14 protein-coding genes and 1 pseudogene are annotated in these 19117 nt (G+C 62.7%); 3 read left to right on the plus strand and 12 right to left on the minus strand.

Annotated features, from left to right (window positions below):
• Window positions 1-270 precede the first annotated feature (270 nt).
• Window positions 271-1194, plus strand: coding sequence for a LysR family transcriptional regulator (locus BHMPCIPO_RS25510; RefSeq protein ID WP_173519525.1), 924 nt, complete (start codon window positions 271-273; stop codon window positions 1192-1194).
• A 187-nt stretch (window positions 1195-1381) separates the two neighbouring features.
• Here the strand turns inward: BHMPCIPO_RS25510 and BHMPCIPO_RS25515 are convergent, their stop codons facing one another.
• From BHMPCIPO_RS25515 to BHMPCIPO_RS25565, 11 genes are all read right to left on the minus strand, one after another.
• On the minus strand, window positions 1382-2926 hold the full coding sequence (locus tag BHMPCIPO_RS25515; protein WP_173519526.1) for a SpoVR family protein: 1545 nt from the start codon (window positions 2924-2926) through the stop codon (window positions 1382-1384).
• Window positions 2927-2937: 11 nt separating this feature from the next.
• Window positions 2938-4257 carry a YeaH/YhbH family protein gene (locus BHMPCIPO_RS25520; RefSeq protein WP_173519527.1) on the minus strand — a complete coding sequence of 440 codons (1320 nt, stop codon included), beginning with the start codon at window positions 4255-4257 and terminating at the stop codon, window positions 2938-2940.
• A gap of 25 nt (window positions 4258-4282) precedes the next feature.
• Entirely contained in the window at window positions 4283-6232 is a 1950-nt protein-coding gene (locus BHMPCIPO_RS25525) for a PrkA family serine protein kinase (RefSeq protein ID WP_173519528.1), read from the minus strand.
• A gap of 449 nt (window positions 6233-6681) precedes the next feature.
• Window positions 6682-8373 carry a cis-3-hydroxy-L-proline dehydratase gene (lhpI, locus tag BHMPCIPO_RS25530; protein ID WP_173519529.1) on the minus strand — a complete coding sequence of 564 codons (1692 nt, stop codon included), beginning with the start codon at window positions 8371-8373 and terminating at the stop codon, window positions 6682-6684.
• The gene (locus tag BHMPCIPO_RS25535; RefSeq protein WP_173519530.1) at window positions 8370-9371 is read right to left on the minus strand and encodes a 4-hydroxyproline epimerase; all 1002 of its coding nucleotides are present in this window, start codon (window positions 9369-9371) and stop codon (window positions 8370-8372) included. Before BHMPCIPO_RS25535 ends, lhpI begins: the two co-directional genes overlap by 4 nt.
• Before the next feature lie 13 nt (window positions 9372-9384).
• Window positions 9385-10632 carry an NAD(P)/FAD-dependent oxidoreductase gene (locus BHMPCIPO_RS25540; protein WP_173519531.1) on the minus strand — a complete coding sequence of 416 codons (1248 nt, stop codon included), beginning with the start codon at window positions 10630-10632 and terminating at the stop codon, window positions 9385-9387.
• Between the two features lie 7 nt (window positions 10633-10639).
• A complete protein-coding gene (locus BHMPCIPO_RS25545; RefSeq protein WP_173519532.1) occupies window positions 10640-11362 on the minus strand; it encodes an amino acid ABC transporter ATP-binding protein in 723 nt (240 codons plus the stop codon).
• Complete coding sequence (locus BHMPCIPO_RS25550) at window positions 11355-12005, minus strand: amino acid ABC transporter permease (RefSeq protein WP_173519533.1); 651 nt, start codon at window positions 12003-12005, stop codon at window positions 11355-11357. Before BHMPCIPO_RS25550 ends, BHMPCIPO_RS25545 begins: the two co-directional genes overlap by 8 nt.
• A gap of 13 nt (window positions 12006-12018) precedes the next feature.
• A complete protein-coding gene (locus BHMPCIPO_RS25555) occupies window positions 12019-12684 on the minus strand; it encodes an amino acid ABC transporter permease (protein WP_173519534.1) in 666 nt (221 codons plus the stop codon).
• A gap of 72 nt (window positions 12685-12756) precedes the next feature.
• Window positions 12757-13563 (minus strand): ABC transporter substrate-binding protein, encoded by an 807-nt coding sequence (locus tag BHMPCIPO_RS25560; RefSeq protein WP_173519535.1) that lies wholly within the window; start codon window positions 13561-13563, stop codon window positions 12757-12759.
• Between the two features lie 233 nt (window positions 13564-13796).
• Window positions 13797-15314: an aldehyde dehydrogenase (NADP(+)) gene (locus BHMPCIPO_RS25565; protein ID WP_173519536.1), complete on the minus strand. Its 1518-nt coding sequence runs from the start codon at window positions 15312-15314 to the stop codon at window positions 13797-13799.
• Window positions 15315-15470: 156 nt separating this feature from the next.
• On the opposite strand from BHMPCIPO_RS25565, the gene BHMPCIPO_RS25570 reads away from it, so the two are divergent.
• The gene (locus BHMPCIPO_RS25570; RefSeq protein WP_173519537.1) at window positions 15471-16508 is read left to right on the plus strand and encodes an Ldh family oxidoreductase; all 1038 of its coding nucleotides are present in this window, start codon (window positions 15471-15473) and stop codon (window positions 16506-16508) included.
• A gap of 112 nt (window positions 16509-16620) precedes the next feature.
• Window positions 16621-17988, plus strand: a pseudogene (locus BHMPCIPO_RS25575) (IS3 family transposase).
• 63 nt (window positions 17989-18051) lie between these two features.
• On the opposite strand, the gene BHMPCIPO_RS25580 reads toward BHMPCIPO_RS25575, so the two are convergent.
• Window positions 18052-19014, minus strand: a complete 963-nt coding sequence (locus BHMPCIPO_RS25580; protein WP_173519538.1) for a dihydrodipicolinate synthase family protein — start codon at window positions 19012-19014, stop codon at window positions 18052-18054.
• Between the last annotated feature and the right edge of the window lie 103 nt (window positions 19015-19117).

A 19117-nucleotide genomic window follows, 5' to 3' on the forward strand; every position in this document is an offset into this window, starting at 1 on the left:
GCCCGCACGGATGCCCGTGCGGCGCGCAGCCTATCTGGAACGGCTTCGCCGGCATCCGAGATGCCGACTGCCGAGCGATGCGGGTGGGCTATGGCCAGGTAAAACGACGCATGGGATCGATCCCCGTAAGCGGCGTGGTCGGCCGCACCTTCCCGAGCTGATGCTGCCGAGCGACAGCGGTGTCAGCCGATGAAGTTCACCGTAAAGGGATTGTGCCGGAGCAACAAACCACGTTTATTTGCGAGACCCATTAGATGAGTTAGGGCATTCATGGTCAGGCCATATCTTCCGCTCAATGCGCTGCGCGCCTTCGAGGCATCGGCGCGGCATCTAAGCTTCACCCGCGCGGCGATCGAACTCTGCGTGACGCAAGCCGCGGTGAGCCATCAGGTCAAGCTGCTCGAAAGCCGACTGAACGTGACGTTGTTCAAGCGGTTGCCGCGCGGACTGATGATCACGGCAGAGGGCGAGGCATTGCTGCCGGTGCTGCGCGATTCGTTCGACCGGATGGCGGATATGCTCGAGCGCTTCGAGGCCGGCCATATCCGGGAGGTGCTGATGATCGGTGCCGTCGGCACCTTTGCCGTCGGCTGGCTGTTGCCGCGGCTTGCCGACTTCCAGGCCAAATATCCGTTCATCGATGTTCGGCTTTCGACCAATAACAATCGGGTCGACATGGCGGCGGAAGGCCTGGATTTCGCCATCCGCTTCGGCGGCGGCTCCTGGCATAATATCGAGGCGACCCGGCTGTTCGACGCGCCGCTTTCCGTGCTCTGTATTCCTGAGATCGGCGATCGGCTGAAGACGCCCTCCGATCTCCTGAACGAAACGCTGCTCAGGTCCTACCGCGCCGATGAATGGGTGAACTGGTTCGACGCGGCCGGCATTGCCTATCCGGCGCCGCTGCTAAAAGGCATCGTCTTCGATAGTTCGCTGGCGATGATGGAGGCGGCGGCCCAGGGGATCGGCGTCGCGCTCGCACCGCCGCTGATGTTCTCGCGGCTGTTGTCGAACGGCACCATCCGACAGCCGTTCGACGTTCACACCTCGATGGGAAGCTACTGGCTGACACGGCTGAAATCACGGCCCATCACGCCGGCGATGGAGGCGTTTGGCGAGTGGCTATCTGCCGCGGCGGCGCAGGAGGCAGTGGCCTTGCCATCGCCTCCGGCACAAGAGGTGCTCGCTGGCTGAAACCGAAGATCTGTTCTTCCTACAGCGCCTCGCGGAGCAGTTTCACCGTGCTGGGTAGCACGCAAGCCATCGAGATCGTTATAAGACCAAATAATTCTAATGCCTGCCCTGAATTCTTGTGATGCCCGTTTTGATCCTCCAGGGCGCCTTGGCCGGCGCCAACGGCGAGAAGCCGTTCGCGTCTTGCTCAGGCGCTTTTTGCCGTCGAACATTCGTACACTATGCGCCCCGTTTGCGGGTCGACGCCGGCGAGGCTGACTTCGTAGCCCCAGAGGTGGCGCACATGGCGCAGCGTCGCGTCGCGACTGCCTTCTTCGAGCACGATTCCGCTCTTCACATTGTGCTGCAATCGAAGATGTCGGTCGCCGAGGAGATCGACGTCCATCACCTGGATATCGGGCTGGTTGGCGCCGACGTCGTAACTGTTGGCGAGGACAGAGCGAACGGCCGAATAGCCGCGTTCGTTGTGGATCGAAGCGACCTCGACAAAACGGTCAGACGCACGGTCTGCGAGGTGGAACAGCCGGAATTTGCGTATCACCGCCGGGCTCAGATATTGCAGGATGAAGGATTCGTCGCGGTGGTTGGCCCAGGCGTCGCGCAGCGTCTCCATCCAGTCGCCGTTGCCGGCAATGGAAGGGAACCAATCGCGGTCCTCGTCCGTCGGCTCGGTGGCGATCCGCTGGATGTCCTGCATCATTGCAAAGCCGAGCGCATAGGGATTGATGCCGGGATAACGCCGGTCGTCGAAATCCGGCTGGAAGACGACGTTGGAGTGGCTCTGCAGGAGTTCCAGCATGTGGCCCTCGCCAATCCGGCCCTGGTCGTAGAGCCGGTTGATGATGGTGTAGTGCACGAAGGTGGCGCAGCCTTCGTTCATGACCTTCGTCTGGCGCTGCGGGTAGAAATATTGCGCGATGACCCGGACGATCCGGAGCAGCTCCCGCTGCCACGGTTCCAGGATCAAGCTGTGCTTCTCGAGAAAATAGAGCAGATTCTCTTCCGGCAGGTTCAGCACTTTCTTGCGCTCGGAAGCGTCCCGCTCGGCGTCGGCCGGGTCACGGCTCTCGGCCGTCTGCGGCAGCGTTCGCCAGAGATCGCTGTAGGTCTGTTCCTCATATTCCAACCGTTCCCGCGCCCGTTCCCGAACCTTTTCGGAGGAGAGCCGCGGCGGCCGGCGATAGCGGAAGACGCCCTGGTCCATCAGCGCGTGGGCGGAATCGAGGATCGCCTCGACCGCGGCGGTTCCGTGCCGTTCCTCGCATTTGGCCACGTATTTCTTGGCGAAATCCATGTAGCTCAGAATGGCTCCGGCATCGGTCCACTGGCGGAAGAGGTAGTTGTTCTTGAAGAAATGATTGTGGCCGAAGGCTGCGTGCGCCGTGACCAGCGCCTGCATCGCCATCGTATTCTCTTCCATGAGATAGGTGATGCAGGGATTGGAATTGATCACCAGCTCATAGGCAAGGCCGCGGTGGCCCTTACGGTAGTGGTGTTCCTCATAGGCGAAGCGCTTGCCGAAAGACCAGTGCTGGTACATGAGCGGCATGCCGACCGAGGAATAGGCGTCGAGCATTTGCTCGGAGGTGATGATCTCCAACTGGTTCGGGTAGACGTTGAGGCCCATTTCCTCGAGCGCGACTTGCTCGATCGCGTCATAGGCACGGGAAAGCGTCACGAAATTCCAGTCCGAGCCCTGGAACAGGAGACCTGAAGTCGCACGTCGAGCCATCCGGTCTTCCCTCATTTCCGGGTACGTGTGGCCGGCTGCCGGGCAAAGAGCCTGCGGAAGACCGGGTAGATGTCGGCGGGCTTGGCGATCCGGGTCATTTGGAAATTCGCCTTTTCGCCATCCACCGTGCGATAGGCGCGCCAGAGCGCGGTGCCGTTGTCCGTCGATCCGAAGATTTCCGTCTCGCGCTCGTCGATGATCTCGACATAGGCGTAATACTGGCAGAGCTTCGTCAGCTTCTCCCGGAGCAGCGCGGCGCAATGCTCGGAATCACCGATGATGTTGTCGCCGTCCGAGGCCTGCGCGGCATAGATGTTCCAGATCTGCGAGGGATAGCGTTCCTCGATGACCCTGATCATCTCCTCGAGCGCGGTCGACACGACCGTGCCGCCGCTCTGGGTACTGTAGAAGAACGTCTCCTCGTCAACCTCGCGGGCTTCGTCCGTGTGGCGGATGAAGACGATGTCGATCCGTTCGTAACGCCGCTTCAGGAACAGGTGCAGAAGCACGAAGAAGCGCTTGGCGAGGTCCTTCTCGCGTTCGCCCATCGAGGCCGAGACGTCCATCAGGCAGAACATGACCGCATTGGCGTTCGGCAGCGGTTGCGCTTCGAAGCGGTTGAAGCGGATATCGACGGGGTCGACATAGGGAATGCGACGTCGCCTGCGCTCGATCCTGTTCAGTTCGCTGCGAAGCTCGCTGAGCCTCTGGCGGTCTTTCGGTGAAAGCTCCGGCGTCGCCTCCAGTCGCGCGATCTCCTCCGCGATGGCGGTCAGCTCCGTTTCTTTCGGTCGATGCAGCGCCAGGCGTCGACCGAAGCTGTTGCGCATGGTCCGCCCGACATTGATGTTGGTCGGCGTGCCCGCGGTGGCGAAGCCTGCGCGACGCGGTTTGAACAACACCGTTTCCTTGAGGCTGAGCTTGACCATGTCGGGCAGTTCCAGATCCTCGAAGAAAAGATCGAGCACCTCTTCGCGTGAAAGGACGAACTGGAAGTCGTCTTCGCTTTCTCCGGTCCCGGGGCGCCCCCGGCCGCCTCCGCCCCCACCTGCTTCCGGCTTCGGCAGGCGGTCGCCTGCCGAAAACTGCTTGTTGCCGGGAAGCACATAATTGCGTTCGCCGCTGCCCCGGGCCGGCTGGAACGTCGGCTCATTGGCGCCATCCGTCGGCATCGGCACGCCATGGGCGGCATCGACGTCGATGATCCTGTCGGCTTTGACCTGTTCCTTGATGACCCGCTTGAGTTCTTCGCGGGCCCGTTTCAGAAATCGCTGTCGGTTGCCGAGGCTCTTGTCCTTCGGATTGAGCCGCCGGTCGATGAAATTCGGCATATACCAATCCCCTGCTTCGGCATCGTCAGCCCGCCTTGTTGACCCGCATGTACCAATCGACCAGCCGCCGGACCTGACGCTCGGTGTAGCCGCGCTCGGTCATGCGCTGGACGAATTCGGCATGCTGCTTCTCGGTAGAGCTGTCCTTCTTCGAGCCGAAGCTGATGACCGGCAGCAGGTCTTCGACCTGGCCGAACATGCGCTTCTCGATCACGTCGCGAAGCTTCTCGTAGCTCGTCCAGGAGGGGTTGCGCCCATGATTCTTGGCGCGGGCGCGCAGGGTGAACTTCACGACCTCGTTGCGGAAATCCTTGGGATTGGCGATGCCGGCCGGTTTCTCGATCTGCGACAGTTCGCTGTCGAGGATCTCGCGATTAAGGATCTGCCCGGTGTCGGGATCCTTGAAATCCTGGTCCTCGAGCCATGCGTCGGCATAGGCGATGTAGCGGTCGAACAGGTTCTGGCCGTATTCGCTGTAGGATTCGAGATAGGCCTTCTGGATCTCGTGACCGATGAATTCGGCGTAACGGGTGGCAAGCTCGGACTTGATGAAGTCGAGATAGCTTGCTTCGGTCTCTTTCGGGAACTGTTCGCGGCGGATCGCCTGTTCCAGGATATACATGAGGTGCACGGGATCGGCCGCGACCTCCTTGGTGTCGTAGTTGAAGGTCTCGGACAACACCTTGAAAGCAAAGCGCGTGCTGATGCCGGTCATGCCCTCGTCGACACCGGCGGCGTCGCGATATTCCTGAACGGACTTCGCCTTGGGATCGGTGTCCTTCAGGTTCTCGCCGTCATAGACGCGCATCTTGGTGTAGAGCGGCGAGTTCTCGTGGCGGGCAAGACGGGTCGATACGGTGAAGCGGCTGAGGCATTCGAGAACTTCCGGTGCGCAGGGGCTCTTGGTGAGCTCGCTTTCGCGCAGCAGCTTCTCATAGATCTGCCGTTCTTCGGTGACGCGCAGGCAGTAGGGAACCTTGACCACCAGGATGCGGTCGAGGAAGGCCTCGTTGTTCTTGTTGTTCTTGAACTGCAGCCATTCCGACTCGTTGGAATGCGCAACGACGATGCCCTGATAGGGGAAACCTCCGAAGCTTTCAGTGCCGTTGTAGTTGCCTTCCTGGGTCGCCGTCAGCAATGGGTGCAGGACCTTGATCGGCGCCTTGAACATTTCGACGAATTCGAGCAACCCTTGCGTCGTGCGGTTGAGACCGCCGCTGTAGGAGTAGGCGTCGGGGTCTGCCTGGCTATAGTTTTCGAGCTGGCGGATATCCACCTTGCCGACCAGCGAGGAAACGTCCTGGTTGTTTTCGTCACCCGGTTCGGTCTTGGCGATGCAGATCTGGCGCAGGCGCGAGGGCATCAGCTTGACGACGCTGAACTTGGAGATGTCGCCGTCGACCTCGTCGAGCCGTTTCGTTGCCCAGGGAGAAATTAGGCCGGTGAGACGACGCCGTGCGATGCCGTATTTGTCTTCGAGGAGATCGGCCATGCGGTCGGGATGGAAGAGACCGAGCGGCGATTCGAAGACCGGGCTGATCTTGCCGCCGACTGCGAGCGTGTAGATCGGCTGCTGTTCCATCAGTTTCTTGAGACGTTCGGCGAGCGACGACTTACCGCCGCCGACCGGCCCGAGCAGGTAGAGGATCTGCTTGCGCTCCTCGAGCCCCTGGGCGGCGTAGCGGAAGTAACCGACGATCCGTTCGATCGTATCCTCCATGCCGTAGAAGTCGGCAAAGGATGGATAGATCTTGACGGTACGGTTTGAAAAGATACGGCCGAGACGTTCGTCCGCGCTGGTGTCGATCAGGGTCGGATCGCCGATGGCAGTGACCATCCGCTCCTGCGCGGTGGCATACATGCTTTTGTCGTCGCGACATGCGAGAAGATATTCTTGAAGGCTGATTTCTTCTTGCGCTGCACTCGTATAGATCTCCGAGAAGAGATCGAAGACATCGCATTCGCTCTTTTGCATCATGCTCTCCCGCGGCCGCTGGCTGAGACGGGGATCGCTGCTTATCGGCTCGCTCATTCGAATAAACGGCGTCCCATGCGCAATGTTCCCTCAGATTACTCGCTTTCTTCTGATTCTCGAAGGGGTTGATTTCATGGATTGACCGCAGGCTCACGAAATCCTGATCCGGATCGCGCCGGCGGAGTGCTTTTTCTTCTTCTTCTTCGGCCAGGAGTCGCGACGGAGTGGTGATTCCGCAAGTGCTTAGGGGGCACTGTGCATGGGTCTCGATGCGACAGGCGCCGGCACCGAGCACAGCAGCTGCACGGAGCGGTGGGCGGCGAGCGCCTACAGCGCCGCGCCTCTTATCAGACGCGCAAAGGTCGCCGTAGCACTTTGAATTGCGGCATGTTTTGTCTTTCAATCGGCTACGATCTAAAGAAACATGCAGTAAGCCCGCGGCAAAGTCGTCAGGACAGCCAGGCCGGCAGTCGCGCCGGCACCTGACCCGTCAGCGCCGCCTCGACGCAATCGCCAAGACTGCCGAAGCGAACCGCGCGGCCGGAAAGGCCGGGTCCGTAATGGGCATATTTGCCGGAATTGGTCATCAGCGCCCGGGTCGTCGTCGGGAAGACCGGTTCGGAGATCGAACACCAGCAGAGATCGGGCAGCACCTGAATGCCGCTTGCTTCAAGGCGCGAGAGCAACCCTTCTTCCTTCGCCTCGGCGATCGCGTCGCGTCCGGCCGTCACGATGACGGCGACATCACTGTGCCGCTTCCGACCGTCGAAGGCTTCGGCCAGTGCGCGGCATTCCTCGAGCGAAGCGTGCGGGCTGCCGATGGCGACGAGCTCGACTTCGGCAGGGCCTTCGTTGAAATGCACCCAGGCTTCGGCCATGTCGGCGCGCGTGATCTCCGTGCGGTCGGCATCTTCGGCGGCGGCCCCCTCGGCTTCAGGCGTGACGCCTTCCACATGCAGCATGGGTGCTGCGGACGTCGTGCCGAAAGCGGCGCAGAGCGCTTTGAGGTCGTCTCGGGAGGGCCGTGCGGAAGCAAGACCACGCAGAACCGGGATGCGATCGGGCGCGCCGCGGCCGGCGAGATAACCGATCAGCGGCCAGAAGGCATCGTCGATGTTCTCGGGAAGCTCCACGTCGATGATGCGCTTCGCCTTGCGGTGTTCGTCGAGATAGACGCCGGACAGTGGTGCGCGTCCCGTGAGCGCAATGCAGAGATCGAGGAAGTCAGGATGCTTTGCCGTGCGTGCGCCAAGCACCGTGTTGGCGAAGATGACGGCGTTGGACTCGGCCCAGGCAATGGCTTCGCCCGCCTTCGGCGCGCTGTCGAGCAGGTAGGGCGAGCAGGTGAAGGTCGGGCGGCAACCCATGCGCACATAGGCGTCGGCAAGCCTTGCGGCCGGATCGCCGAAGCTCTCCGGCACGCCCTGCGCCTGCCAATTGGCGCGGTCGACCGAAATCGCGTTCATCGTCGTCGGCACACGAACCTTGGCGCCCATGTCTGCCATCTTCTCGGCGAAGGTGAGGTTCGCGGGGCTCGCATAGATGCAGCCGTCGATGTGGCCTTGCACCACGTCCACGAGCTTTTCCGCACCCTGCTGGGCGGCCATGGCCGAGATGATGTGCATCGCCTGTTGCACTGCGATGCCGTCGCGGCCTTCGAGCATGGCGCGATCGTTCTCGGTGAAATCGAGTGCGGCCGTCGCCGGCGGTTCGACCGGGATCGTCAGGCCGTCGGCCACGATCGTCGTATCGCTAATGCGCGCCGACTTTGCCTCAAACAGCGCCTTGAAGGCTTCGCGCGAAACCCTGAGCACCGGCAAGGATTTGCCGAACATCTCAGCCGCAATTAGCGCCCCGAGCGTCAACACGTCCTCGGCTTCGCAAAACACCAGCGCGGCGGGTGCACGGCCGGTCAGCGCCATGTCGAGCAGAACGCCCGAACCGGTGCAGGAGCCGCGGCTCGACGGCATCATCAGGATGCCGCCGGTGAGACAGAGGCCATGCAGCGGATGGTGTACATCGATCACCCGGCCCGTAGCGGGGTCAACGCCACCCCAGAAGCTCAGCGCCTCCTCGGTGGCGATAACAGGGCCATCGGCGGAGCCGGTAAGAATGCTGCGGGCGGCGATCGATCGGGTCATTTGACGACAAATCCATGGGCGAAGGGGTCGCGGTCATCGATGAAAATCGTGTTGATGCCGGTCAAGCGGGCCCAGCCGGCGATCGAAGGAATGATGGCATCGCGGCCGGCGACCTTGGTCGCTGCTTCGACGCGGCCCTTGAACAGCGAGCCGATGATCGATTCATGCACGAATTCGTCGCCGACCCCAAGCTTGCCCTTAGCGGCGAGCTGGGCCATGCGTGCCGAGGTGCCGGTGCCGCAGGGCGAACGGTCGATCGCCTTTTCGCCGTAGAAAACGGCGTTGCGCGCGTGCGCCTCGGCCTTGGTCGGCTTGCCGGTCCACTGGATGTGGCTGAGGCCCTGGATCTCGGGGTGCTCCGGATGGACGAACTCGTATTTGGCGTTCAACGCCGCGCGCAGCTTCGGGCTCCAGCCGACGAGTTCGCCGGCCGTATGGTCGGCCATGTCGCGGAAGTTCTTCTGCGGCTCGACGATGGCGTAGAAATTGCCGCCATAGGCGACATCGACGACGATCTCGCCGAGGCCCTCGACGTCCGCCGTCAGCCCCTCGGCATAGAGGAAGCCGGGCACGTTGGTGAGGCGCACCTCCTCGACGAAGCGGCCCTCCTGGCGATAGGTGATGTCGACCTTGCCGGCCGGGGCGTCGATCGAAAGCTTGCCGGGCTCGCGCGGGGTGACGAGGCCATTCTCGATCGCCATGGTAATGGTGCCGATCGTGCCGTGGCCGCACATCGGCAGGCAGCCGGAGGTTTCGATGAAGAGCACGGCCACATCGCAATCGGCGCGCGTCGGCGGATAGAGGATCGAGCCGGACATCATGTCGTGGCCGCGCGGCTCAAACATCAGACCAGTGCGGATCCAGTCGAACTCGCGTAGAAAATGCGCCCGCTTCTCCAGCATGTTGGCCCCTTCGAGCCGCGGTCCACCGCCGGATACGAGGCGGACCGGATTGCCGCAGGTGTGGCCGTCGATGCAGGAGAAAGTGTGGTTGGCCATGGTCGATGCTCTGTCAGAACCTTTGAGGCGAGAAGGATTGGATATCGATCGCCGGACGCTGGCCGGTCAAGAGGTCGGCGACGAGCCGGGCAGTTCCCGCCGACTGTGTCAGCCCGAGATGGCCGTGGCCGAAGGCGTAGACGACGCGGCCCGTGGCGCGGGAGCGGCCGATCGCCGGCAGGCTGTCGGGCAGCGACGGACGGAAGCCCATCCATTGTACGCCGCCTTCGCTCTTGAAGCCGGGCAGGAAGGTCTCAGCCTTCTTCAGCATCGCTTGCGAACGGCGGTAGTTCGGCGGCAGCTTCAGACCGCCGAGTTCGACCGCGCCGCCGACGCGGATGCCGGTTGAAAGCCGCGTGACGACGAAGCCGTGACCGCCGAAAGTGACCTGCGTGCGCAGGTCAAAGGCATCCTGCGGAAGCGTGGTGTTGTAGCCACGTTCCGTTTCCAGCGGGATGCGTTCGCCGAGCGTGCGGGCGATCTGGTGCGAGAAGGCGCCGGCCGAGAGCACGACCTGGTCCGCACGCCGCGTCTTGCCGTCCGCCGTCAGCTCCACGCCGCCATCGACCGGCTTCAATGCCGCAACGTCGGCACGCTCGATGGTGCCGCCCTTGGCGCGGAAATGGTCGGCAAGCGCCAGCGTATAGAGCTTCGGATCGGCGATCGAGTACCAGCCTGGGGTGAATGTGCCGTGAGTGAAGCGCGGCGCCAGACCGGGCTGGATCTCGGCCATTTCGGCCGCACCCATATGACGGAATTCGATGCCGTGCTCGGCCCGGGCCTTCCAGCCGGGAAGCGAGGCCTTCAGTTCGGCTTCGCTTTCATAGACCTGGAGATTGCCTTCCTTGCGCAGCATCGGCAACGTGCCGGTTGCGGTGAGGAAAGGTTCGAGCTCCGCCTTGGAGAGGTCCATCATCGCCGTCTGCGCGGTCGTCGAATGGGCGACGCGGCTTGGCGAGCAGGCGCGCCAGAAGCGGAACATCCATGGGGCGATCTGCGCCGCATAGGCCGGGGGGACGCTCAAAGGCCCAAGCGGGTCGAGCAGCCACTTCGGCGCCTTCTTGAGGATGCCGGGCGAAGCAAGCGGCAGGATGTCGGTGAAGGCGAAGGCCCCGGCATTGCCGGCCGAAGCTCCGGCGGCCGGGCCTTCCCGGTCGAGCACGGTGACGGAAAGCCCCCGTGCCTGGGCGGCGATCGCCGCAGAAAGGCCGACAACGCCGGCGCCGATGACGATGACGTCAGGCTGAACTGCATCCTTCATGATCGGCTCAGTGCGTTGCTGCCAGGAACTTCTTGAGCTCCGGATCCTTCGGCGCGCCGAAGAGCGCTTCGGGTGCCGCGATTTCCGCCATCACGCCCTTGTGGAAAAAGGCGACACGATCGGAAACTTCGCGGGCGAATTTCATTTCATGGGTGACGCAGATCATCGTCATGCCTTCGGAGGCAAGCATGCGCAGCGTGTCGAGCACTTCGCCGACGAGCTGCGGGTCGAGCGCCGAGGTCACTTCGTCGAACAGCATGTATTCCGGCGACATGGCGAGTGCGCGGGCAATTGCCATGCGCTGCTGCTGGCCGCCCGACATGCGGGTCGGGTAAACCGAAAGCTTTTCGCCGAGGCCGACATGGGTAAGCTGCTTGACGGCGATCTCCTCGGCTTTCTCCTTGGAGAGTCCGAGCACCTTGCGCGGCGCCAGCATGACGTTTTCGAGCACGGTCAGGTGCGGGAAGGCGTTCCATTGCTGGAAGACGATGCCGACTTTGGCCCTGAGCTTGTTGAGGTCGGTCGACTTGGCGTGGACCTCGGTGCCATCAACCAGAATGCGGCCGGCATCGATCGGCTCGAGGCCGTTGATGCAGGTGAGCAGCGTCGACTTGCCGGAGCCGGAGCCGCCGATGACGGTGACGACTTCACCCTTGTTGACGGTGAGGTCGATACCTTTGAGAACCTCCAGCGAACCGAAGGATTTGCGGACGTTTTGGATCTCAATCATTGGACCACCGTTTTTCAAGGTAACCGCCGAGCCGGGCGATTGGGAAGCTGATGAGGAAGTAGATGGCGCCGCAGATCATCAGGATCAGCAGCGGTTCCTGCAGGCGTGTGACGAGCACCTGAGAGGCGCGCAGCAACTCGATCAGGCCGAGCCAGAGGACGAGTGCCGAGTCCTTCATGACGCCGAGCGTCAGGCCGATCCAGGACGGCAGCGAAACGCGGGTGGCAAGCGGCGCCACGATATAGCGCATGTCTTGCCACCAGGTCATGCCGAGCGACCGGGCAGCGCGGCGCGTCGTCGGCGGTACCGACGAGATGCCGCCGCGCACGATCTCGGTGCAATAGGCGGCCGTATAGAGCGACAGCACCACGCAGGAGGTCGTGAACGGAGGCCAGCCAAGCTTGGCGATCGACTGGAAGGCGTTGCCGAGTACCAGCTGGATGAGCAGCGGTACCGAGCGGAAGACGTCGAGCACGAAGGTCAACGGCACGGCCCAATAGGGGCCGACCTGGTTGCGCACGACGCCGAAGATGACGCCGAGGATCGTGCCGGCGGTAACCGAGACGGCCGTCACTGCGAGCGTCATCAAAGCGCCCTGCAGGAGGAAGCCGAGGTCACTTAGGGTGAGGGCGGTATTGAACATCTCTCACCTCTCCTTAGTAGCGGAACATGCGCGCGGCGAGCGCACGCGCCGCCAGCGTCACGGCCTTGGCGATGACATAGTAGATCACTGCGGCGATGGCGAAGAATTCGAAGGTGCGGAACGAGCGGGCGTTCAGCTCCTGCGTGATGCCCGCGAGGTCGGTGTTCATGCCGACGGTAACGCCGAGCGATGTCATCAGGATCGCCCAGACCATCTGGTTGGTAACGGGCAGGAAGGCGATGCGCAGCATCTGCGGCAGCACGATGTAGCGGAAGGCCTGGACCGAGGTCATGCCGAGCGAACGGCCGGCGCGCGTCTGGGTGTCGGGAATGGCCTTGAGGGCGCCGCGGAAATTCTCGGCGAGGTAGCCGGCATTGTTGAAGGCGATCCCGGCGAGCAGCGCCGTATAGGGGCTCAGGTGGATGCCGAAATTGCCGAGGCCGAAATGGGCCATGTAGATCTGGAACAGCGCCGGCGTGTTGCGGGCGATCTCGACCCAGGCGGTCGCAAAACTACCGAGGATGCGATTTCCGGACAGGCGGCAGGCTGTTAGCGCCAGCGCCAGTGCCAGGCCGATGACCATCGAGAGCAGAGCCACCTGCAAGGTGACCAACGCTCCATCGAGCATCTGCGGCAGAGCCTTCAGCGCCTGGTTCCAATGGAAGGTATAACTGAACATTGTTCGTCTCACCTCTGCGGAAACGAATAGCGGCGCGAAGCTACACTTCGCGCCGCCAGATGGACGGCCGGATTAGCGGTAAACGCCTTTGGCCGTAAGGTCCGGGAGCTCGCCGCCGACCCACTTTTCGTAGAGTTCTGCGTAGCGGCCGGTGCGGACCTGCTGGTTGATGAAGAGGTTGAGGAAGTTGATGAAGCCGTATTCTTCGCGGTTGGTGAAGAGCGCGACGTAGTCGGTGTCGAACGGAGCCTTGCCGACGACGGAGATACCGGCGAACTTGCCGCCCTTGACGTTGGCCTGGGCAACCGTCGAGGTCGAAACCGTGGCGTCGATCTGGCCCTGGCTGAGAGCGAGGAACACGTCGGCCTGGGTCTGGTACGGACGGAACTCACCGGCGCCCCATTCCTTGACCTGCTTTTCGAGCGCGATCGCTTCGAAGGTGCCGGCGGTGGCGCCGACGACCTTGCCCTTCATGTCTTCGAAGGACTTGACGCCGGACTTGTCGTTGGCGGTCACGGCCATTTCGAAGGCGAAGTAGGGGACCGTCATGCCGACCGTCTTGGCACGCTCAAGCGTGTCCGAGGTCGAGGCAACGCCGACGTCGACACGGCCCGACATCAGAGCGGGAATGCGCTCCGGGAACGGGGTCTCGACGATTTCGGCTGTGACGCCGAGTGCCTTGGCCAGATCGTTGCAGTAGTCGACGTCAAAGCCGATCGGGTTGTTGTTCTCGTCGCGAGAACCCATCGGCGGGAAGTCGAGCACGACTGCGCAACGCAGCGTTCCCGAGCCGATGACGTCATCCAGCTTGTCGGCATGGGCCTGGCTGGTCAGAGCTGCGGCCGCAACGAGGCCGAGCGCGAGCACCGAAGTCTTCATTCTCTCTCTCCCTGAAATGAATGCCGTAGAGGCTGAGCCACTATTTCGTTTTAGAGAGCACAAATCAATAGAAAAATACAATTAGTATACAAAAAGAATAATTTCATAACGCAGGATGTGCGCAAGGTTCCCATTTGTTTCGCCAAATGGGTTCCTTGCGCAGCGATCTGTCGCGGTTCACCAGCGGAAGCGGATGTGAGCGCAAAGGCGCGCGCACTTTTCCGCATCCGGCATTAGCCCTGGAAATCCTCGGGCAGCAGGGCTTCCGGCATGTTCTGGTAGGAAACGGGACGCAGGAAGCGGCGGATCGACATCGTGCCGACGCTCGTCGCGCCGAAGTTGGTCGAGGCCGGGTAGGGCCCGCCATGCACCATGGAATCCACCACCTCGACGCCGGTCGGGAAGCCGTTGACCAGCACGCGGCCGGCCTTGCGCTCGAGGATCGGACGCAGACGGCGGGCGGTCTCGAGGTCGGCCGGATCCATGTGGATCGTCGTGGTCAGCTGGCCCTGGAAGCCGCGGGCAAGCTGCTCCATCTCGCCCGTCGAGCCGACGCGGACGACGAGGGCGAGCGGTCCGAAGACTTCTTCGCCGAGCGCGTGGTCGGCGAGGAATTGTTCGCCTGAAGTCTCGAAGAGATTCGGCGAAGCGGATCGGCCGGAGGATTCGGTGGTCAGCAGCGGCTTCACGGTGTTACGGCTTTCAAAGCGCGCCTGTCCGTCGTGATAGGCCTTGGCGATGCCATCGGTCAGCATCGTCTGCGGCGCCACCTTGCCGAGAGCTTCGACGGCGGCGGTGGTGAAGCGATCGGCGTCAGCGCCGTCGACGACGACGGCGATGCCGGGATTGGTGCAGAACTGGCCGGCGCCCATGGTCAGCGAGCCGGCCCAGCCCTGGCCGAGCGTTTCCGCCCGTGCCTTCAGCGCTTCCGGCAGCAGGAACATCGGATTGACCGAGCCGAGCTCACCGAAGAACGGGATCGGCTCGGGACGCGCGGCGCAAAGGTCGAACAGGGCGCGGCCACCGGCCAGCGAACCGGTGAAGCCGACGGCCTTGATCAGCGGATGCTGCACCAGCGCTTCGCCGACTTGGCGGTTGCCGCCCTGGATCAGCGAAAACACGCCCGGGTGCATGCCGGTCTTGCGGATCGCGGCTTCGACGGCCTGTGCAACGATCTCGCCGGTGCCCGGATGCGCCGAATGGCCCTTGACGACCACGGGGCAGCCGGCGGCAAGGGCGGCAGCGGTATCACCGCCGGCCGTCGAGAAGGCGAGCGGGAAGTTCGAGGCGCCGAAGACGGCGACGGGACCGATCGGCCGCTGGATGAGCCGGATCTCCGGGCGCGGCGCTGGCTGACGCTCGGGCAGAGCCGCATCGAAACGGCGGTCGAGATACTCGCCCTTCTCGATGTGGTCGGCGAAAAGGCGGAGCTGGCCGGTGGTGCGGCCGCGTTCGCCCTGCAGGCGGGCTTCGGGCAGGCCGGTTTCCTGGCTGCCGATCTCGGTGATGGCCTCGGCGCGCGCCTCGATCTCATCGGCAATCGTACGCAGGAAGGCGGCGCGTTCAGCCCGGGTCGAATAGCCGTAGCTCAGGAAGGCTTCTTCGGCGGCCTCGGCGGCGCGGTTGACCAGTGCGACGGTGCCGGTGGCAAACTGATGGACCGGACCGTGCGCGGGCGCCGAGGCGAAGGTGCCCGCTCCGTCGAGCCATTCGCCGGCGACCAGGTGTTTTCCTTTGGGGGTGAAGGCCATCTGCGGATCCTTTCTTTCGATCCCGGATTGCCTTTTGTGGCAGAGGGGATCATGGCTGAATTGCACTCGTGGGATGTTTGTATACTATATGTATGCAGAACATCAATCGCCTGACTGGCTCATCCGGATCAGGCGCAGCATTTGAGAGGGAGAGAGATGAGCGAAACCAACACCCTGACGATCGCAACGCTTTTCGAGCGCGTCGAGGCGATCTTCCTGAAGGCGGGGCTCAACGCCGTCCAGGCCGGCGCGCTTGCCCGCGTGATCGTCGCCGGCGAGCGTGATGCCTGTAAATCGCATGGCATCTACCGCATCGAAGGAGCGCTTCGCACCGTCAAGGCCGGCAAGGTGAAGCCGGATGCCGTGCCGGAACTTGATGCGCAGGAGGATTCCGCGATCGTCAAGGTCAATGCCAAGGGCGGTTTCGCCAACCCGGCTTTCGAACTCGGCCTGCCCGTCCTTGCCGAACGTGCCCGCTCGCTCGGTCTTGCCGCGCTCGTCATCAATGATTGCACCCATTTCTCCGCGCTCTGGCCCGAAGTCGAGGGGCTGACGGGAGAAGGGCTTGCCGGCCTCGTCATGTGCCCGAGCTACGCGACCGTTGCACCGACCGGCGGCAACAAGCCGCTGCTCGGCACCAACCCCTTCGCTTTCGGCTGGCCGCGAAAAAACCAGCCGCCCTATGTCTTCGACTTCGCGACTTCGGTTGCCGCGCGCGGCGAGATCGAGTTGCACCGCCGCGCCGGCAAGCCTTTGCCGGAGGGCTGGGCGATCGATGCCGACGGTAATCCGACGACGGATCCGGAAGCAGCGCTCGCCGGCGCCATGCTGCCCTTCGGCGGCCACAAGGGCTCGGCGATCGGCACGATGATCGAGCTCCTCGCCGGCATCATGATCGGCGACCTGACGAGCCCGGAAGTGCTCGACTATCTCGGTACCACGACGCTGGCACCCTTCCATGGCGAGCTGATCGTTGCTTTTTCGCCGGAAAAATTCGCAGCCGGCCGGCCGGGCAATCCGTTTGCCCGCGCCGAGGTTCTATTCGAGGCGATCGTCGGTCAGGGTGCCCGCCTTCCGTCGCAGCGCCGCTTCGTCGCGCGCGCCAAGTCGGAGGCCGAAGGTGTCGTGCTCAACACGGCCGAGATGGAGCAGCTCGACCGGCTTCTCTCGCTCGGGCTCGACGCCGTCGCGTAAGCGGCGGCTCACCCGCCGCAGTCCTTCGGGATGGCGAAACCGCCAAACGAAAAAGGCCCTCTCATCATGAACTGACCCCCGAAAGTTGGACATCAACCTTCGGGGGTTTTGCATGTCCAAGCACAGCATGGCTTTCAAGCAGTCGGTCGTGGAGTTTTGTCTGCGCGGTGATCGCGGCTACAGGAGCGTTGCGGCGCAGTTCGGCATCGATCATGCGACGGTGCGCAAATGGGTTGCGGCTCATGCGGCGCATGGTTTGGCGGGATTGGAGAAGAAATTCAGCCCCTATGACGCCGCGCTCAAGCTGTCAATTCTGCAACGGATGTGGGAGGATGGGCTGTCCCGCCGGCAGGCAGCGGCGATCTTCGGCATCCGCAATGCCAGCTGCCTTTCGGATTGGGAAAGGCGATATGAACGCGGCGGTATCGAAGCCTTGGCCCCGCGCCGGAGAGGAAGGCCGCCATCCATGCCAAAGCCACCCGTCAAAGCCAGTGGAACGGATGCTTCGCAGAGCGATGAAACCAAGAGCCCGTGAGGAGCTGTTGGCGGAGCTGAACTATCTGCGCATGGAGAACGCCTACCTAAAAAAACTGGAGGCCTTAACGCGGGAACAGGCGCCGAAAAAGCGCAAGTCGTCCAAGCGTTAAGGCCATTCTATCCGCTCGACGGGTTGCTCAAGCTTTCCGGCCTGGCGCGCAGCACCTTTTACTATCAGCAGCGGGCGCTCGCCCGGCCAGACCGGAAGACCGCGCTCAAGGAGCGGATCCGATCGATCTTCGCGGCACACAAGGGCCGCTATGGCTATCGCCGGGTGACCGCGGCGTTGCGCGGATTGGGCGAGACGGTCAACCACAAGAGGGTTCAGCGGCTGATGGTCGAGCTCGGCCTGAAGTCCTTGGTCCGGCCGAAGAAATACCGCTCCTATAAGGGCCAGGCCGGACACGTGGCGCCCGATCGCATCCAACGGCAGTTCACCGCCGAGCGCATGAACCAGAAATGGGTGACCGATGTGACGGAGTTCAACGTGGCGGGCGAGAAGCTTTATCTGTCGCCGGTCATGGACCTCCACAACGGCGAAATCATCGCCTATGAAACCGCCAGACGACCTGTGTTCAAACTGGTCGAGCGCATGCTCAGCAAGGCTCTGCGCCGCTTGCAGGCCGATGAACGGCCGATCCTGCATTCCGACCAGGGATGGCATTACCAGATGCCGACCTGGCAGCGCATGCTTCGGGCGCGCAACATCGATCAGAGCATGTCACGCAAAGGCAACTGTCTCGACAACGCGGCCATGGAAAGCTTCTTCGCCACTCTCAAATCCGAATTCTTCCATCCCACGCGCTTCGAAAGCATCGACAGCCTGCAAGACGGCATCGCAGACTACATCCACTACTACAATCATCACCGCATCAGACTGAAACTCAAAGGGCTGAGCCCTGTACAATACAGGACCCAGCCCTTAAATCATCCCAGCCTATGAACCGTCCAACTTTATGGGGTCAGTTCATCACGGGGGCCTTTTCTTTGTGGCCGATACGGGCGATCAGGCCTTGTACTTCTGGACGGCGCCCGGGAGCTTGCTCCACTGGGCGTACCAGGTGTTGAACAGCTTGAACTGGGTCTCGACGTAGCCGCGCTGGCTTTCCGAAAGCACGTCGCTTTCGTTGAAGTGCAGCGTGTATTCCTTGTCGCCCTTCAGCACCATCATGTGCTTGAAGTAGAGAACGAGGTCCGGACCTTCGTCGAAGGAGGAGAGTACGGCGAGTGCCTGCTCCAGCTCCAGCGCCCGCTGGCGGGCGTCGACGTCGCCTTCGGCGGCCGCCTGCGCCAGGTTGCACATGTGGAGGACTTCCTTCGGCAGCACGCAGCCGATGCCGGTGATGGCGCCGGTCGCACCGCAGTTGACGAAGCCGTGGAAGACCGCGGTGTCGACACCGATCATCAGCGAGACGCCATCGTCACGGCTGGTGATGTTCTCGGCCGCATAGCGCATGTCGGCGGCTCCACCGAATTCCTTGAAGCCGACGAGGTTCGGATGTTCGGCACGCAGTGCGAAGAACAGGTCGGCGCGGGTGGCGAAACCGTAATAGGGGCTGTTGTAGATGACAGCCGGCAGGTCCGGAGCGGCCGACAGAATGGCCTTGAAATGGTTCTTCTGGGCGGCGACGACCGATCCACGCGACAGCACGCGCGGGATGACCATCAGGCCCTTCGCGCCGACCTTCTGGGCGTGCGCCGCATGGGCAACGGCCGAGGCGGTGTTGACGGCGCCGGTGCCGACGATGACCGGGATGCCGGCCTTGACCAGGCGTTCGACGCCTTCCATGCGCTGCGCGTCGGTCAGGAGCGGCCAATCACCCATCGAGCCGCAATAGACGACGGCGGACATGCCCTGAGCAATCAGCTCCTTGCCCTTGCGCACCAGCGCGTCGAAGTCGGGGGTGCGGTCTTCCTTGCAGGGGGTCATCAGCGCCGGGATGACGCCGGTGAAAATCTGAGCCTTCATCTGAAACTCCTCTCGGCTTTGGCTTCGGGCAACGGTGCACGCGCGCCCTTGCCTTTGATCTAGACAATAGCTGTTTGTATTTTATTTGTCGACAAGAAAAATA

Origin of the sequence: Ensifer sesbaniae, assembly GCF_013283665.1 — a bacterium.
GTDB lineage: Bacteria > Pseudomonadota > Alphaproteobacteria > Rhizobiales > Rhizobiaceae > Ensifer > Ensifer sesbaniae.

Excerpts from the sequence above, each read along its gene's own strand:
- BHMPCIPO_RS25510 (WP_173519525.1), top strand. The coding sequence starts at position 271 with ATGGTCAGGCCATATCTTCCGCTCAATGCGCTGCGCGCCTTCGAGGCA.
- BHMPCIPO_RS25515 (WP_173519526.1), bottom strand. The coding sequence starts at position 2,926 with ATGGCTCGACGTGCGACTTCAGGTCTCCTGTTCCAGGGCTCGGACTGG.
- BHMPCIPO_RS25520 (WP_173519527.1), bottom strand. The coding sequence starts at position 4,257 with ATGCCGAATTTCATCGACCGGCGGCTCAATCCGAAGGACAAGAGCCTC.
- BHMPCIPO_RS25525 (WP_173519528.1), bottom strand. The coding sequence starts at position 6,232 with ATGCAAAAGAGCGAATGCGATGTCTTCGATCTCTTCTCGGAGATCTAT.
- lhpI (WP_173519529.1), bottom strand. The coding sequence starts at position 8,373 with ATGACCCGATCGATCGCCGCCCGCAGCATTCTTACCGGCTCCGCCGAT.
- BHMPCIPO_RS25535 (WP_173519530.1), bottom strand. The coding sequence starts at position 9,371 with ATGGCCAACCACACTTTCTCCTGCATCGACGGCCACACCTGCGGCAAT.
- BHMPCIPO_RS25540 (WP_173519531.1), bottom strand. The coding sequence starts at position 10,632 with ATGAAGGATGCAGTTCAGCCTGACGTCATCGTCATCGGCGCCGGCGTT.
- BHMPCIPO_RS25545 (WP_173519532.1), bottom strand. The coding sequence starts at position 11,362 with ATGATTGAGATCCAAAACGTCCGCAAATCCTTCGGTTCGCTGGAGGTT.
- BHMPCIPO_RS25550 (WP_173519533.1), bottom strand. The coding sequence starts at position 12,005 with ATGTTCAATACCGCCCTCACCCTAAGTGACCTCGGCTTCCTCCTGCAG.
- BHMPCIPO_RS25555 (WP_173519534.1), bottom strand. The coding sequence starts at position 12,684 with ATGTTCAGTTATACCTTCCATTGGAACCAGGCGCTGAAGGCTCTGCCG.
- BHMPCIPO_RS25560 (WP_173519535.1), bottom strand. The coding sequence starts at position 13,563 with ATGAAGACTTCGGTGCTCGCGCTCGGCCTCGTTGCGGCCGCAGCTCTG.
- BHMPCIPO_RS25565 (WP_173519536.1), bottom strand. The coding sequence starts at position 15,314 with ATGGCCTTCACCCCCAAAGGAAAACACCTGGTCGCCGGCGAATGGCTC.
- BHMPCIPO_RS25570 (WP_173519537.1), top strand. The coding sequence starts at position 15,471 with ATGAGCGAAACCAACACCCTGACGATCGCAACGCTTTTCGAGCGCGTC.
- BHMPCIPO_RS25580 (WP_173519538.1), bottom strand. The coding sequence starts at position 19,014 with ATGAAGGCTCAGATTTTCACCGGCGTCATCCCGGCGCTGATGACCCCC.